The organism is Paenibacillus sp. RU5M (assembly GCF_900221055.1).
Classification (GTDB): domain Bacteria; phylum Bacillota; class Bacilli; order Paenibacillales; family Paenibacillaceae; genus Paenibacillus; species Paenibacillus marchantiae.
Genome location: NZ_OBQM01000002.1, coordinates 794,872 through 810,837, shown reverse-complemented (window position 1 = coordinate 810,837; position 15,966 = coordinate 794,872). Strand labels below are relative to the sequence as shown.

Here is a 15,966-nt window from a genome sequence, read left to right as displayed (position 1 = left end):
AACGGACAAATAAATGTGTATGCCTACGGACACCATCCCGCGCCTTGTCTCCGTTCCTCTCATACGATATATAGGAATTGTATATGGAGTAGTTTATAACACAGCAGAGAGGGGCGGCGGGATGGTATATCGATATGTGGCTATAGGAGATTCATTAACGGTAGGTACAGGAGCGCTGCTGGGCACCGGCTTTGTTCCTTTATATCGGAGAATGGCAGAAACGAATGTGCGTACGTTTGTATCCATGGATAATTTGGGCGTGAATGGACTTACGTCAGGGGAAATGCTGCAGATGATATCCAACAATCCAAGAGTGCGGCAATCGCTGCGTGAGGCGGATATTATTACGTTGTCGATTGGTGGGAACGATCTGATTCGTACATTCAAAGCGAGTGGCGGGATCCCGAATGCAAGTAAGATGACACAGGTGCTTGGGGATACTCGCAGTAACGTGTCCCAGATTATGAGGCATATCCGGCAGTTGAAAGGAAACAGTGTATATATGGTCCGTACGATTGGGTTGTACAACCCATATCCGCAAGCGGCGGAAGCTGCATATTGGGTGCGGCAATATAATTCCTTTCTGAATAGTGCAGGATCGGGGAACTATGCCTGTGCTCAGGTCTATGACCGGTTTGAAGGGCGTGAACGTGAACTGTTATTTTGGGACAGGGTTCATCCAAATGCAAAAGGATATCGCGTGATTGCAGAACAGTTGAATCGTACAGGATACTATCCATTTGCCTGATCAGCTGGCAGTGAAGCTTAGAATGACTATTACCTCGAAGCTGACTAGACCGAAAGAAATACTTCCGTTAAGATGAGGACATATAGAGGTTGTATTACGTGAGATAAAGGAGTTATTTTTGGTGCACATCATCGATTCAGGTTCCCTAAACGATTCAGAACAGCAGCTCATATCCACCGTTTTATCCTCATATGGCTTCACGTCCAACTGGAAAGCTCAGCGTGGAAAGGGAGGCATGAACAACTCTACCTTCATGGTAGAGATGGGCCAAGAATGTTACGTGCTGAGGCAGTATGAAACGCATAATGATCGAATGAAAATTGCTTTTGAACACGAGGTGCTGTCTGCCTTGTCACGTTCAGAGTTTGAGCTTGATGTGCCTGCGCCCGTTAACCTTCCTGATGAGAAGCATGCAACATTTCTTGCTGTGCAGGATCATTCCTCGGGCCGGAGCAAAATCGTGACGTTGTTCCATTATCGTGAGGGTCATAATCCCGTGTGGAATACACCCGATCAGCTCAGTGGGCTGGGCAGGGCGGGTGGCATGCTGTCTTCCGTTATGGCGCGCCTTCCCATATCCCTGGCTCCCGTTTATCCGCCCTATTATCAGATTCAGGAGGCTTACCCGCTCTGTTCACCGGAGAAATTGTTACAACTATGCACCTCACCCCCGGATAGGCTGATGGCATGTGCGGATGACCTGCAGAAGCTGAAGGTTGTATTGCCAGACTTATTCAATACGCTGCGATGTATGGAGGATTTGCCACATCAACTGGTACATGGGGACTTAAACGCATCCAATGTATTGGCAGACTCACAGGATATCATATGTGCCATTTTGGATTTTGAATTCGCCACATGGGATCTGCGGGTAATGGAGCTTGCTGTGCCCATGTCTGACCTTCTGACGATGGACAAGGAGCAGGCATGGATGTGGGAGGCTTTGGAGGGACTGATCCAGGGGTTCAGGCAACAGGTCAGCCTGGAACCAGAGGAGCTGAGCGTGATTCCAGCGCTTATTTTGCTTCGAAGTCTGGATGTCGTGATGCATTTTATCAGTCGATTGTTCGAAGGTACAGATGAGCCTGATGTGGCTGTGCAGCAAATCAGGAAGCTGAGAGAACGGATAGACTGGATGAAAGGTAATGAGGAACGACTGCGTGAGCTGCTGACCTAGCTCTGCAACATGGGATGTATGACAAAAGTGCACTGATTTCTGCCTTGAGGCAATTATCAGTGCACTTTTTATTTGGTGAAATTTTTTATCACGAATGAATGGAATGGATGCGTACATTTCAAATTCACGACGTCGAATCCATTGCTCAATCTAACGTAATCAAACAGCTTTACAGTCCACGCTTGCGGAACCAGCTGCGAACAGCCCAGCGACGTTCCTGGCGCTTCTTATATTTTGGCAGGGAGCGATACACGTTCAGTGATTGCTCGTAGGCTTGTTTTGCATCTGCAGTACGTCCAAGGGAGCGGTACACCGAGCCGAGCAGATAATATGCTTCACTGGATGAAGAATGAATCTCCTGGAATTGCTGAACGTATGCCAGCGCTTTGTCCCGGTGAGTATCCTTGAACGCACCTGCAAGTGTTAGATAAGGACGTCCATATTTCACTCTTGGATTAATATCCAGTGCCTGCAAAATATGACGTTCGCCTTCTTCCGTTTGGCCCAGATGAAGTTCAGTTGTGCCTAGCGCCTCCCAATATTCGGCTGATTGCTCGTAAGGACGTTCCAGTTCCAGCAGCAAGGCATGAGCTTCGCTATAACGTTTGCGTTCAATCAACAGACGCGCCAAATCCAGCTTGGAAGAGACTTCATTCGGACTCATGGCAAGCTGCTGCCGGAGCCGTGAGATGTTACGCATACGTTTAAGTGGCTTCATGAAGCTTGGCATCACCCCAACATAGCGACGATCCAGGAAATACAGAATGATGAGGAAAATAATAACCGCCAAGAACGGATTGCCTACAATCCGCCACAGCAGGCCAAAGATTAGAAATTTAATCAGCACGACAAAGTCAACTCCAATTATGATGTAATCGCATTTCGAACACTTAAAATATATTTGGATTGGTCCAGCGGGTTAACTCCTCTGCGTTTCCGCGTATGGGTCTGATCCGAAGGACAATCCTGGTACCCGGCAAAAGAAGTCGTGAGCACCCCGCGTCCGCTCGTCTCTGAGCGGAGCTTCACCGGATAATCCATGGAGCTTGCCAGAGGCATACGTCCTTCAACGATGCATCGACCGCCTCCGATGATCGGCGCTTCAAAGGTTGCTCGCATATGTACCAGATCACTGAGCGCTTTACCGCCGTACTCCTCGGGGACCGTTAACCGGAAATTCAGAATGGGTTCCAGCAGGGTCGTGCCTATGCTTGCCAACCCGTCCATAATCCCCATCGGCGTGGCTACCACAAAATCCAGTGGATGGGTATGCCAGACATGATGCTCACCTTCGATTAGCGTAATGCGCAGGTCGGTAACCTCCCACCCCAATAACCCCTGAGATAGCGCTTCGGGAATGCGGCGCTCCACTTCATTCTGATAACGAAGCAGAAGATGATCCGTCCGGACGGTGGATGAGTAGATCAGACCGCTACCACGTGGCAAAGGCTCAATGCTGAATCGAAGAATGGCCCAGCAAGGCTTGGGCATCGTATACGCAATGAATCCTTCCCCTGAAGAACGAGGAGTCTCCTTATAGATGACGGACGGCGGGTCAAATACGACATCCAGTCCGAAACGACTCATCAGCAGGCTGGACAGAATTTCAAGCTGAATGGTTCCCATGACTTTAAGATGCAGTTCCCGTTCTTCAGGCAACCATTGCAAATCGAGCAGGGGATCTTCATCCGTCAGCTCTTGCAGTGCCGCTACAAGGTCAGGATAACGAGCCGTGTCTTTACCATGTACCTGCACGGTCAACAAGGGAACAGCCAGCTGGGGTACAGGAGGCACACCTTCGGGGCTGCCAATAATATCACCAACATGGGTTTCGCTTAGTCCGTACAGTGCGGCGATCTGTCCAGCATGAACAGCACCCGTATCCGCCCATTTCCGACCATCCATTCGGCGAATCTGTGTCACTTTCTCTTCCAGCTCCCGAGTGGAGTTATAGATCGTATCCCGATTATACACACTGCCACCATACATGCGAACATAGGCTGTACGGCCCATCGTTTTATCCCGTTCAATTTTGAATACAACCCCGGATACTGAAGGTTCTTGAGGCTGCGCAGGTGCAGGAAGAAATTCGATGATGGCATCCAGCAGCTCCGTTATGCCGATTCCTTTGCCCGAAGCACCATAACAAATGGGGAACACTTCGCCCTGATGCACCTTTTTGCAAAATGCTTCATCTAGCTGGTCAGCTGGCAGCGTTTCACCATTAATGTAGGCTTCCATCAGATCTTCGTCGAGATCGGCCAATAATTCAAAAAGGCCGGGGATAGAAGAAGAACCCTTCACTTGCGCTTGGCTCTCATTCCATAAAGAGTCAATGCCCTCGAACACCTCTTCATTCATCCGAAAGGTTTGGATTTCGCATACGAAGGGAGAGAGACTGGAGCGGATCTGATCGATAACCGTCTCAGCAGAAGCGCCAACCCGATCCATTTTGTTAATATAAATCAGGGTAGGAATTCCAAGCGAGCGGAGAGCATGCCAGATGGTCTCGCTTTGGGATTGGACCCCTTCCACGGCGGACACAATCAGTACGGCTCCGTCCATAACACGCAGGGATCGCTCTACCTCAGAGCTGAAATCGATATGACCCGGCGTATCAATCAGATCAATAATCGTATCTTTCCAGATCAAAGAGGTCATAGCCGCCTGTACGGAAATGCCTCGTTCCTTTTCAATATCCAGAGAGTCTGTGGCTGTTGTTCCATCATCTACGCGACCTGGACTACGTACGACACCGCTTTGAAATAACATATGTTCTGTCGTTGTTGTTTTCCCTGCATCGACGTGTGCGAAGATGCCGATATTTCTGCGATTCAATTCGTTTAACATGGGATGTAAGGCTCCTCTGGCAGCAGAAACGCATCGTTTCCGACATTGTAATTCAGTATTATAACATACCACACGAATAGTATGGAAGAATATGTTATACACAGACAAATCTCTACATTTCAGGATGTTGTGACAATCACGTTTGATGCTGATTCTTCATGGTTTTACGGTAGGCAGCGGGTGTGGTACCCGTCAGTTTCTTGAATTGTCGATAAAAATGGGGCAGGCTCTCAAAGCCGCAGGCATCGGCAACAACGGTCATTGTCTCATCACTTCGAAGCAGGTGCTCTTTCGCCATAATGACCCGGCGGGCCAACGCATAGTCAGTTAGTGTCATACCAGTATACCTTTTGAACGCACGGCTGAAGTGCGCCGGGGATACGGCTGCCTGCCGTGCCAGTTCCGGCAAAGAAAGGCCACTGCGCAGCTCTTCATCCATATGAGTCAGCGTAGAGGAGAGCCAGCTTGGTCCAGGAACACTTCTGGCAGGACTTGCAGGACCAACTGCCTCCAATCGCTCCAGATAAATAAGTAAGAGTTGCAACCGCAGCAGAGCGGCGTGGGCACTCAGGTGATGTTCTAACTGGAATTCTGCATGAATGTCGTCAATTAATACAGCAACCTGGGCTTGCTCCTTGGCATCCAGATGTCTCTTGTACACCCTGCGTTTGCGGCAGCGTTCAAATAGAGAGAGCATGGCTGACGCATTGCCTCCCGCTGTGGAAGCCAGTAATCCTGGACTGAAGAATAAGGCCGACGAAGTCACCAGATTCCCGGCATCAGGCAATGCGCGATGTACCGTGCTGCCAGGAATGATGAACAAATCACCCTCCTGCATGTCTTCAAGACCGGTATCAATGAAAATGGTGCCTTGACCCCGATATACATAAATAATTTCATGCCAGTCATGAAGATGATCCGGCAACTCGTTCTGGGGGGACTTGGTATCTGCATACACCAGACGAAAGGGAATCCCCGATTCCGCCTGAATGGTTGTACGAACGGGCGAACGTTCCATTCGATCTCCTTTCAAAACAGTGCTTACAAAAAAAAGTGGTTATTTCTGATCATGAAAGAGTACATTTACCGCAATATAAGCAATTAAATTTCCTTTTATTGATGATACAATGAATTTAAAGCGTTTTCAATGGAAGTTAAGCGGCTGTGTGCCGTGCAGCGGGACATCTGATGTTGACAAATAAAACGATGAGGTGAGTGTTCATGTCGGCGAGCACGAAAAGACCAAGGCTAAAGCTGAATCTGCTTGGAAGTGATAACCAGCGCAAGTGCAAAGAAGTGATGGAACGTCCCGTAAAGGTACTACAGATTGGGGAAGGCAACTTTCTGCGTGGGTTTGCAGATTGGATGCTTCATGAGAGTGCCAGACAAGGCAAATTCCATGGCAGTGTTGCTGTGACCCAGCCTCGGCCTGGGGGAAAGGCAAAGCTGGAACAAATTCGTGATCAGGATGGATTGTACACGATGATTACTCGGGGGCTGTCACAGGGAAAAGCAGTGGAACGGACGGAAATGATCTCGATTTTTTCACATTGTATTAATCCGTACGAAGAATGGCAGGATTTTCTGAAACTAGCGGAATTGCCCTCCCTGGAGTTTGTCATCTCCAATACAACCGAATCGGGATTGAAATATACGCATTCAGAGTACACGCAGGGTGAACCGATACTATCATTTCCGGGTAAGCTGACGGTCTTCTTGCATCAACGTTATCTGCGGTTTGATGGGGACCCATCCCGAGGGTTGATTCACCTGCCGTGTGAGTTGCTTGAGGGCAACGGGGATGTACTGCGCAGTTGTGTGCTGCAGCATAGTGAAGATTTCGGTTATTCTGAAGGCTTCCGTTCATGGATTGAGAACCATAACTTGTTCCTGAACAATCTGGTTGACCGGATTGTCACGGGTGCACCGACTTCGGAAGAAGCCGATTCCCTGACCAATCGCTGGGGATACGAGGATCAACTGGTCAATACGGCAGAGCCATATCATTTCTGGGCCATTCAGGCAGATGAAGCACTGGATAAGAAACTCCCCCTGAAACAGGCGGGACTCAACGTACATTGGGTGAAGGATTTGAAACCTTTTCAGCTGCGCAAGGTTCGTATTTTGAATGGTGCTCATACCCTCATGTCTTCGCTCGGCATTCTGCAAGGCAAGGAACATGTGAGAGAAACGATGGAAGACCCAGAGTTTGGCTCTTGGGTCAGAGAAGCGGTACATCAGGAGATCGTGCCTGCACTGGATATGCCGGATCATCATCTGGATCAGTACGCAGGGGAAGTGTTTGAACGTTTCCTCAATCCGTATATTAATCACAAGCTGCAGGATATTGCATTAAATACAGTAGGAAAGTTCAAGGTCCGTGTGCTGCCTACACTTTTGGCCTATGAGCAAAATCAGGGAACCTGGCCGGCTCGGCTCGTGAAAGGATTTGCGGGATTATTGTGTCTGTATCGTCCAGTGAACACGCCGGACGGTTATATGGCACAACGATTGAACGGTGAGTCTGTCCTACTTCGGGATGATGCGGATGTACTGGCTGCACTCGCCAAGCATTGGGATCGTTATGATCCTTTGAAGCGGGATAAGCAGCAATTAGACCAGAGTGTCGCTGCTGTATTATCTGATGTATCGATCTGGGGAGAGAATCTGGATGATCGAGAGGGGCTTCGCGAAGCACTCGTTCACGAAATTGGTTTGCTGGAAGGTGAGAGCTAATGAACACAACACGTACAGTCAATGACTGGATTGCGATTCAACCGCAGGATGATGTCATTATAGCTCTTCGAGATTATGTAAAAGGGGAAAGTATTATACTGCCAGACAGCACTACTTTTACATTAAGGGAAGATGTGCCCAAAGGTCATAAAATTGCTGTGCATACCCTCGCACCGGGCGAGGATGTTATGAAATATGGTTTTTCCATTGGGATAGCCAAGGAACAGATCGAACAGGGGAGCTGGATTCACAGTCACAATCTGAAAACAGGACTTCACGGTTTACTTGAATACCAGTATCAGCCGGGACCATCTGTCCAGACGGACATGCCTCCGGAACATCTACGTTCATTTGATGGGTATCTGCGTCCTAACGGTGAAGCAGGTATCCGTAATGAAATCTGGATTGTGAATACGGTCGGCTGCATTAATAAAGTATGTGAGGCATTGGCTCGTATGGGCCTGTCGCAGTTCGGCAGCAGGGTGGATGGTGTATATCATTTCCCACATCCATTCGGATGCTCGCAGCTTGGAGATGACCTGAAATATACGCAGCAGGTATTGGCTTCCCTAGTGGAACACCCGAATGCTGGCGGCGTGCTGGTCATTGGTCTGGGTTGCGAAAATAATCAGGTAGACCAGTTCCGCGAATGTATCGCACCGGAATATCAGGGGAAAGTCCGTTTTCTCAAAGCGCAGGAAACAGATGACGAACTTGAGGAAGGACTGCGTCTGATGGAAGAACTCGTGGAGCTCGTCGAACATGAACAGCGTCAGCCGCTACCTCTGAGCAAGCTCAAAATTGGATTGAAGTGCGGCGGTTCGGACGGTCTGTCCGGGATTACGGCGAACCCGCTCGTTGGCTCCGTTGCGGATATGCTGGTTGCTGCCGGAGGTACGGCTATTTTGACCGAAGTTCCCGAGATGTTTGGTGCAGAGACCATTCTGATGAATCGGGCGGCCAATGAGCAGGTATTTGATGATTTGGTAGACTTGGTGAACGGCTTCAAGCAATACTTTGTGAACCACGGTCAGAATATATATGAAAATCCTTCACCAGGGAATAAAGCAGGCGGGATTACCACGCTGGAAGAAAAGTCTTTGGGATGTACGCAAAAGGGAGGACGTTCTTCCGTAGTTGATGTACTTCGTTACGGCAAACGTGTCACTCAAACCGGCCTGAACATCGTGGAGGCTCCGGGGAATGATCTCGTGTCTGTTACAGCACTGTCAGCTGCGGGTGCGCACATTGTTCTTTTCACGACAGGTCGCGGAACGCCGTTTGGAGGCCCGGTACCTACTGTCAAGATTGCAACCCAATCTGACCTCGCAAATCGGAAAAAGCACTGGATCGATTTTAACGCAGGTCAACTGCTGGAAGGTAAGACGATGGAAGACGTGAAAGTGCAGCTGTTCAGTCAACTGATCGATATTGCTTCAGGACGGGCGCATACGCTTAGCGAGCAGCATGGATTTCGGGAAATTGCGATATTCAAGGATGGAGTTATCCTGTAATTGTACTCGTTCGTTGCTTTATATCTGTTGCATGTATGGTAAAGGTATATACAGCAAATCCCGGTGGCCCTCTTCGGCTTCCGGGATTTGTCGTTTATAAGTATTTCAATCAATGTATCGCAAAAGATTTTTTGATTTTGGTCAGTGCGGCAGCAGAAGTGTGTTTCTTCAATTGCTGTACCAGGAGTTCGCTCGCATCTGCAACGCTGCCCTCAAACGGTTCAATACCTTGACGCTTCATCCAGCAGCCTGAGGTCTCATAAGCAGAGCTGTTCCAAGCGACCATACCTTCAGCGAGGCCTTCTTTTTCTTTGGTGCCGCAGATGACAATGGCGCTAATGCCTTGAAGGTCCAGCAGCCCCTGGTCAAATGCTTTTTTGTCCTCTTTGGCTCCAAAACCTGCTTGTGAACGCAGCGTCCGTCCATCAATCCCCTCATGCTTCTCGATTATCTCATATAGTTTGAATGCTTCTCGAGAGAGCAAACCCGCGTCATATTGTTCCTCCATGACTCTGGAGTCCGCTAGCAGACGGTGTACCCATGGGAAATATTCGCGTGAGACAAGAATGGCTTTCTTTTTGAGAAATTTGCCATAAGCAGCGATCCCTTCCTCAGCCAGACGTGAACGCCACAACCAGGGATCAAGCGCGTTATCTTTGTGCCAGTTTTCTTGAGGCGTTATGGAGGACAGTGAAGGGTATTCAGGAAATAAAGGGGCGAGTGGGAGCAGTCCCACAGCCTCTATTCGCTGCACAGCTTCTTCGTAAGTTACGATCGATTCATGCTCATTCATCATGATTTTGGCAAGCTCCTTTTTAGCGTGTGCTACAACGATTATTGTTGGAGGTAAGATACATCTGGTATACTTCCTCGGCATGTTTGCGAATCTCGCAGCGAAGGTTCTCGGGTTCAAGTACTTCTGCTTCACTTCCAAGTCGATAAAAGAATCGTACGGCCCAAGCCCACTCACCGGGAGGGCAGAGAAAGGACAGTTCCCATACATCCGGAGCAATCTCGGTCATCCGTTCGCCAATATGCTTGTCCTGTTCTGCCTCGATCATTCCGCTGTAACTCAGACGTGCGGTAACACGTGTCGGAGAAGGTTCGGGAGATTTCGGTTTGCTGCGCTGTCGCTTTGCCTGTTCTGCCAGCTGTTGTGATTCAAGCAGCTCAACCGGTGTAATGTCCAGAATGCGGTCTGCCCTGAACAGGCGCTGTTCACCGTGCTCCTCTGAATACGCTTCACAATACCAGAAACCGGCTGAAGCATACACTCGAATGGGGCAGATCGTTAGCCAGCGTTGACGGGAAGCAGAGCGGTACAACATACGCAACCACCCTTGTTCCGGGATACAAGCCATAAGCGGTTCCAGATGATGAAGGATGTAGTTTCGTTCGGGAACATCATGCTTCAGTTGTTTGAGCATAGGATCCATCCTTGCTTTGACATCATCCGGAATAATGCTTTTGATTTTGTCCATTAATGTCCAGCGTTTCTCTTGAAAAGGGGTATCTGCATAATGGCTTAGGCCTTCGAGAGCAAAGATGAGAGTAGCTGCTTCAACCGGGTCTAATTGCAGTGGGGGCAGTACAAACCCCTCCATAAGTCTGAAGCCGCCTCCAGGACCGGAGATAGCAATGATCGGGACATTCATCTCTGAGAGAGATTGGATATCCCGCAGGATGGTACGGCGGGAAACTTCAAACTTTTCTGCAAGTGAATGTGCCGTTTCGTGACCGTGCTGCAATGCCATAACGATGGCGGCAAGCCGATTTGTTCTATTCATGTCAGCCACTCCGTTTCGAGGGTTGCGCCGCCGGAAAGGATGCTGGAGTGTTCCTCCCATTGTAGCAGTGTATAAGTGACATCATGATTGTCACCAATATTTCGCAGCAATATATTATTTATTCTATACAGTGCAGCGACTACTTTCGAAGGGGCGCTTCCTTTTCCCGGCGGGGCGTCGTTAAATTGTGTGTCTCGTCCAATTCGCTTCGCTTCTCGGTATTTCCTTCTAACCGATAGCCTCACAAATAATGACAAAAACCCGTATCCGGTCTAAACGGATACGGGAAGTAGCAGATTGAAACAAGTTCAATCATATAATACTTTAAATTTTAACAATTGACACGCTTTTAAGCCACAAATAACGATCAGTGCGATCTCCATGTAACATGTTGTATCATCGATTTTCGAATATTATTTCATTTCAAGCAGTTGTACACCGCGTCCTTCAATCTCGATCGTACCTGAAAGGGACCGATCTGTGAGCAAATCATGAGCCTCTGCTTTACCCAAATCATAGGATTGAGCGGTAGCATTGTGATTCATGACAAACAGGTACTGTTGTCCATCCTTGGTACGAGCAGTCACTTCGACACCTTCCGGAGTATCCAGAAGAGAAGCAATATTTTTGGTTGCAGCCAGTTGTCCCAGCAAGCCGTCCAGGAATCGATCTTCCGGGTCGGAAGCTACGTACCAGGCTTCACCTTGACCAAATGTGTTACGGGTTACCGCAGGCATGCCTTTGTAGAAGTCGTCTCCATACTCGGCAATGATCTCTGCACCTTCACTGTGCAGCAAGTCACACAACATGCCGCAACCATAGTCTCCTTGAAGATCGCCATAAGCCTCTTTCATGACCATACGGTTTCTTTGCTCAGGCAGCAGTGCATCAATTTCTTCAACCCAGATACCGAGCAGTTTGCGAAGTTCACCCGGATAACCCCCGGTTGTTACGATATCACTCTCATTGACGATACCACTGAAGAAGGTTGTCAGGAATGTACCACCTGCTTCAACGAACTTCTCCAGTTTGGCCGCAAAGCCTGGTTTAACCATATAGAGCACCGGAGCGAGCACGATGTCGTATTTGCTGATATCGGTATCCACACTAACGATGTCCACCTGAATGTTGCGGCGGAAGAAGGCAGCGTAGTATTTGTGAATTTGATCTACATAGTTCAGTGCAACCGTAGGTCCGCTGGATTTCTCGATTGCCCACCAGTTATCCCAGTCAAACACAATCGCGACTTTGGCATCCACAGTAGCATCCAGCGTTTTGTCTCCCAGCAACTGTAACTCCTTGCCCAGCTCCGCGACTTCACGGAATACACGGGTATTCTCATGTCCTACATGTTCAATGACTGCACCGTGATATTTCTCGCAGGCGCCCACAGAGCGGCGGAGCTGGAAGAACATGATCGTATCCGCACCATGGGCAACGGACTGGTAGCTCCACAGACGCATGACGCCGGGGCGTTTCAATGAGTTATAAGGCTGCCAGTTCTGCTGGCTTGGTGTCTGCTCCATGAGCATGAACGGCTGTCCGTCCTTCAATCCACGCATCAGATCATGAGCCATAGCTGTGAAACTTACCGGAGTCGCAAGACCCGGATAGCTGTCCCAGGAGACGATATCCATATATTTGGCCCATTTGAAATAGTCCAGCTGTTTGAAGAATCCCATCAGATTGGTCGTAACGACCGAATCCGGGATATGTTTTTTGATCGCATCATATTCCAGACGGTAACAATCGAGCATACTGTCGGAGTTGAAGCGGGAGTAATCAAGTGAGATGCCCTGGAAGGTGGAATTGTTGTTTCCCCAGTGCTCGCTCAGGTTACTTGGCAGTACAATCTCATCCCAATCGTAGAATGTATGCCCCCAGAAATTGGAGTTCCATGCTTTGTTGAGCTGCTCCAGGGTCCGATAACGTTCTTTGAGATACACGCGGAACGCTTTCTCGCAGTTATCACAATAACAGTCGCCGCCATATTCGTTGGAGATATGCCATACAAGCACACCAGGGTGATCCTTATAACGTTCCGCCAGCTTGTCTGCAATTTTCTCGGAGTATTTGCGGTAGGTTGGGCTATTCGGACAGGAGTTATGCCTCCCACCGAATTTGCGTTTACGTCCATCTGCATCCACACGCAGTACATCCGGGTATTTCTTCGCCATCCATGCTGGATGAGCAGCAGTGCTTGTCGCTAGGCAAATGTAAACGCCGCTTTCATAGAGACTGTTAATTAACTGGTCGAGTCCTTCAAAATTATAAGTGACTTCATCAGGCTGAATCAGTGCCCATGAAAATACGTTGATGGTCGCAATATCAATACCTGCCAATTGGAACATGCGCAGATCTTCAAGATGAGTCTCATGATCCCATTGTTCAGGGTTATAGTCGCCGCCGTAGAACATTTTGGGTAACTTGCTGCTAATCAAATGTGTTCACCTCTTGTATAAGAATAAATCTATACTATATGATGGATATGACTTTTAAAATATAAGAAAAGTAATGAAACATATAAGAATATGGAACTATAATTTTGCTTTTTGTTCAAAGGAGAGAATCCCTATGCTCATCACACCCGATCATCGGCGCTATTTTATGACCCCACGGGATCAGCCGCTTCCGCTCTACATCGAGAGTATAGGGTATAACGGCAATCAGGAGAATGTGTATAGACCTGCCGGATATCCTTGTTATCACTGGCTTCAGACGGTGAAGGGGGCTGGAGAGTTCAGGTTTGCAGGTTCAACTGTACAGCTAGGGGAGACATCCGGCATTTTGCTGCCGCCGAATGAGCCTCACGAGTATGTACGGTCGCAAGGAGAATGGGAGACCCTCTACATTACATTTGGAGGCTCACAGTGCCCGGCCATTACAGAGTCGCTTGGTTTGGGGGAGGCAGCCCTTCACCAGTGGGACTCAGAGAGCCCGCTTGAACATTATGGCAGGGAAGTGCTGGGTTCCATCAGCAGTGACCAGGATTTGTCCGGTTTGGAAGCGTCAGCGGACATGTACCGATTTCTGATTTTGCTCAAAAAACATGGTATGACGGGCAGTCGTTCTTCGATCTCCCATGCCGTGGAACGGCTGGCTCCGTTAATTTCATTTATGAATGAACACTATGCCGATCCCGAAATCGGTCTTGAACAGATGGCCGCCATACCAGGCATTACGCCTAGGCATCTGAATACCCTTTTCAAACAATCCTTTGGCATGACCGCCTACAGTTATTTCATTCTCCTTCGTATTCGCAAATCGAAAGAATGGATGACAGGGGACAGCAAACTGACCGTCAAGGAAACGGCAGCGAAGGTTGGTTTTCGGGATGCGAGTCATTTTGTGGCTACATTTCGGCGGATTGAGGGCGTAACTCCTGAGCAGTATCGAACGTTATATTAATCATTCTGAGGTTTAAATGTGCTATAAAACACTGTTCAAGTATGAGGATTCCGTGTAACCTGTTACAAATTGAACAAAAAGTGATGCCAGGAAGGTATTGATGCGCAAGGGTGCTTCCCGTTATGATGATATCGATTCCTTAGATTGGAAAATGACTATACGGATCAACGTATCCGTTCAACCTAGAGAGGATGATAGAAGTGACAACAACTATACCATTGTGGGATCATGCAGCACCTTATGCGGCCAAGGGTCATGAGGATGAAATGCCCCATCTGATTCCATTTATTCAGCCGGGTTCCGAGAGCGCTGTCATTATATGTCCGGGTGGGGGCTATGGATTTTTGGCTGATCATGAAGGAGCGCCAATCGCTGAATTGCTGAACCGTGCGGGAATTAGCGCATTTGTGCTGAAGTACCGTGTGGCGCCTCACCAGCATCCGGCACCCATGACAGATGGTCAGCGTGCGATCCGATATGTACGGGCTCATGCCGAGCAATATGGCATTCAACCTTCCAAAATTGCCGTGCTTGGTTTCTCGGCGGGCGGTCATCTTACAGCCACGTTGGGAACCTTGTATGACGAGGGTCAACCAGATCATGAAGACCCTATTGAAAGGGAGAGTTCACGCCCGGATCGGGTTATTCTTTGTTACCCGGTAATTACGATGGAGTCCTACGGACATGCCGGTTCTCGTGAAAATCTGCTTGGGCCAGATGTGTCTGCTGAACAGATCAAGGCTTTCAGTGCGGAGCAGCAGGTGAAAGCCGACGCTCCTGAAGCATTCATCTGGCATACGAGTGATGATCAGGCGGTCCCTGTAGAAAACAGTTTGCGTTACGCGCTAGCTCTGGGTGCACACGGCATTCCTTATGACTTGCATGTATTTGAAAAAGGTTCACATGGTCTGGGATTGGCAGAGGATGATCATGCCGTTCGGGCTTGGTCTGATCTGTGCCTGACCTGGCTTAAGAATCAAGGGTGGTAACCCGGCACCTGGCTGATCTATGTCTTTCCTGAAATGTGAATACGAGTGATCTCACATATTTTAACGCTTATGAGAGCGAAGGAGAAAACGACAATGAAATTGCAAAAGAACGATAAGCTGCTTTTTATCGGAGATTCAATCACAGATTGTGGCCGTGAACATCCTGTTGGTGAAGGGAGTTCTGGACTGGGGCACGGCTATGTGGCACAAGTGTATGCCTTGCTGCGTTCCATCTATCCGGAATTGATGCTGCGGATTCAGAATGTGGGTAATAGTGGGAATACAATCCGGGATTTGAAGCAGCGCTGGGACCGTGATGTGCTTGATCTCAAACCGGATTGGCTAACGATTATGATCGGGATCAATGATGTATGGCGTCAATTTGACAATCCGTTATCCACAGAATCGCAAGTTTTTCTGGAAGAGTATGAATCCACACTACGAGATCTGGTTGCTTCTGTTCGTCCTGGGTTGAAAGGACTTGTTCTGATGTCTCCTTATTATTTGGAAGCCAATCCGGAAGATCCGATGCGGGCTACGATGGATATATACGGTGAGGCTGTTCGTAGAGTAGCCGCTGAATATGACGCCATTTTCGTGGATACACAGGCTGCATTTACTCCATTCTGGGATCATTTCTATACGTCTGTGCTGACTTACGATCGGGTTCATCCCGATGCAACAGGCCATATGGTGCTTTCCAAAGCGTTCTTGGATGCCATTGGTTTCGAATGGTCAGGCGGCGTCAAATCTTAAA

General features: G+C 48.6%; 13 protein-coding genes. 7 read left to right on the top strand and 6 right to left on the bottom strand.

All coding sequences use genetic code 11. From position 1 onward, the window contains the following. The first annotated feature begins 121 nt into the window (after window positions 1-121). Window positions 122-748, top strand: coding sequence for a GDSL-type esterase/lipase family protein (locus CRO25_RS09605; RefSeq protein ID WP_063564694.1), 627 nt, complete (start codon window positions 122-124; stop codon window positions 746-748). Between the two features lie 121 nt (window positions 749-869). Beyond that, complete coding sequence (locus CRO25_RS09600; protein WP_079694784.1) at window positions 870-1,925, top strand: phosphotransferase; 1,056 nt, start codon at window positions 870-872, stop codon at window positions 1,923-1,925. 169 nt (window positions 1,926-2,094) lie between these two features. On the opposite strand, the gene CRO25_RS09595 is transcribed toward CRO25_RS09600, so the two are convergent. The 3 genes from CRO25_RS09595 to CRO25_RS09585 all read right to left on the bottom strand — a co-directional run bounded on the left by CRO25_RS09595 (window position 2,095) and on the right by CRO25_RS09585 (window position 5,793). Beyond that, window positions 2,095-2,772: a tetratricopeptide repeat protein gene (locus CRO25_RS09595; RefSeq protein WP_063564693.1), complete on the bottom strand. Its 678-nt coding sequence runs from the start codon at window positions 2,770-2,772 to the stop codon at window positions 2,095-2,097. 17 nt (window positions 2,773-2,789) lie between these two features. Next, complete coding sequence (locus CRO25_RS09590) at window positions 2,790-4,775, bottom strand: translation factor GTPase family protein (RefSeq protein WP_079694783.1); 1,986 nt, start codon at window positions 4,773-4,775, stop codon at window positions 2,790-2,792. Between the two features lie 136 nt (window positions 4,776-4,911). Next, window positions 4,912-5,793, bottom strand: coding sequence for an AraC family transcriptional regulator (locus CRO25_RS09585; RefSeq protein ID WP_079694782.1), 882 nt, complete (start codon window positions 5,791-5,793; stop codon window positions 4,912-4,914). A gap of 203 nt (window positions 5,794-5,996) precedes the next feature. Here CRO25_RS09585 and CRO25_RS09580 point away from each other — a divergent pair, with 203 nt between their 5' ends. Both CRO25_RS09580 and CRO25_RS09575 read left to right on the top strand, forming a co-directional pair. After that, window positions 5,997-7,511 (top strand): tagaturonate reductase, encoded by a 1,515-nt coding sequence (locus CRO25_RS09580; protein WP_079694781.1) that lies wholly within the window; start codon window positions 5,997-5,999, stop codon window positions 7,509-7,511. Beyond that, window positions 7,511-9,025, top strand: coding sequence for a UxaA family hydrolase (locus tag CRO25_RS09575; protein ID WP_079694780.1), 1,515 nt, complete (start codon window positions 7,511-7,513; stop codon window positions 9,023-9,025). Before CRO25_RS09580 ends, CRO25_RS09575 begins: the two co-directional genes overlap by 1 nt. Before the next feature lie 109 nt (window positions 9,026-9,134). Here the strand turns inward: CRO25_RS09575 and CRO25_RS09570 are convergent, their stop codons facing one another. The 3 genes from CRO25_RS09570 to CRO25_RS09560 all read right to left on the bottom strand — a co-directional run bounded on the left by CRO25_RS09570 (window position 9,135) and on the right by CRO25_RS09560 (window position 13,253). After that, window positions 9,135-9,821 (bottom strand): hypothetical protein, encoded by a 687-nt coding sequence (locus CRO25_RS09570; protein ID WP_256863611.1) that lies wholly within the window; start codon window positions 9,819-9,821, stop codon window positions 9,135-9,137. 19 nt (window positions 9,822-9,840) lie between these two features. Further along, window positions 9,841-10,812: a YafY family protein gene (locus CRO25_RS09565; RefSeq protein ID WP_079694779.1), complete on the bottom strand. Its 972-nt coding sequence runs from the start codon at window positions 10,810-10,812 to the stop codon at window positions 9,841-9,843. 413 nt (window positions 10,813-11,225) lie between these two features. Beyond that, a complete protein-coding gene (locus CRO25_RS09560; protein WP_079694778.1) occupies window positions 11,226-13,253 on the bottom strand; it encodes a beta-galactosidase in 2,028 nt (675 codons plus the stop codon). Between the two features lie 133 nt (window positions 13,254-13,386). Between CRO25_RS09560 and CRO25_RS09555 the strand changes: the two genes are divergently transcribed. The 3 genes from CRO25_RS09555 (at window position 13,387) to CRO25_RS09545 (ending at window position 15,965) form a co-directional block, all read left to right on the top strand. Continuing rightward, window positions 13,387-14,220, top strand: coding sequence for an AraC family transcriptional regulator (locus CRO25_RS09555; protein WP_079694777.1), 834 nt, complete (start codon window positions 13,387-13,389; stop codon window positions 14,218-14,220). A 200-nt stretch (window positions 14,221-14,420) separates the two neighbouring features. Further along, a complete protein-coding gene (locus tag CRO25_RS09550; RefSeq protein WP_079694776.1) occupies window positions 14,421-15,209 on the top strand; it encodes an alpha/beta hydrolase in 789 nt (262 codons plus the stop codon). A 93-nt stretch (window positions 15,210-15,302) separates the two neighbouring features. After that, window positions 15,303-15,965 carry an SGNH/GDSL hydrolase family protein gene (locus CRO25_RS09545; protein WP_064639106.1) on the top strand — a complete coding sequence of 221 codons (663 nt, stop codon included), beginning with the start codon at window positions 15,303-15,305 and terminating at the stop codon, window positions 15,963-15,965. The last annotated feature ends 1 nt before the right edge of the window (window position 15,966 follow it).

What these genes read in the sequence shown, in the direction of transcription:
- CRO25_RS09605 (WP_063564694.1), top strand. Translation starts at nt 122, where the DNA reads ATGGTATATCGATATGTGGCTATAGGAGATTCATTAACGGTAGGTACA.
- CRO25_RS09590 (WP_079694783.1), bottom strand. Translation starts at nt 4,775, where the DNA reads ATGTTAAACGAATTGAATCGCAGAAATATCGGCATCTTCGCACACGTC.
- CRO25_RS09585 (WP_079694782.1), bottom strand. Translation starts at nt 5,793, where the DNA reads ATGGAACGTTCGCCCGTTCGTACAACCATTCAGGCGGAATCGGGGATT.
- CRO25_RS09580 (WP_079694781.1), top strand. Translation starts at nt 5,997, where the DNA reads ATGTCGGCGAGCACGAAAAGACCAAGGCTAAAGCTGAATCTGCTTGGA.
- CRO25_RS09575 (WP_079694780.1), top strand. Translation starts at nt 7,511, where the DNA reads ATGAACACAACACGTACAGTCAATGACTGGATTGCGATTCAACCGCAG.
- CRO25_RS09570 (WP_256863611.1), bottom strand. Translation starts at nt 9,821, where the DNA reads ATGATGAATGAGCATGAATCGATCGTAACTTACGAAGAAGCTGTGCAG.
- CRO25_RS09565 (WP_079694779.1), bottom strand. Translation starts at nt 10,812, where the DNA reads ATGAATAGAACAAATCGGCTTGCCGCCATCGTTATGGCATTGCAGCAC.
- CRO25_RS09555 (WP_079694777.1), top strand. Translation starts at nt 13,387, where the DNA reads ATGCTCATCACACCCGATCATCGGCGCTATTTTATGACCCCACGGGAT.
- CRO25_RS09545 (WP_064639106.1), top strand. Translation starts at nt 15,303, where the DNA reads ATGAAATTGCAAAAGAACGATAAGCTGCTTTTTATCGGAGATTCAATC.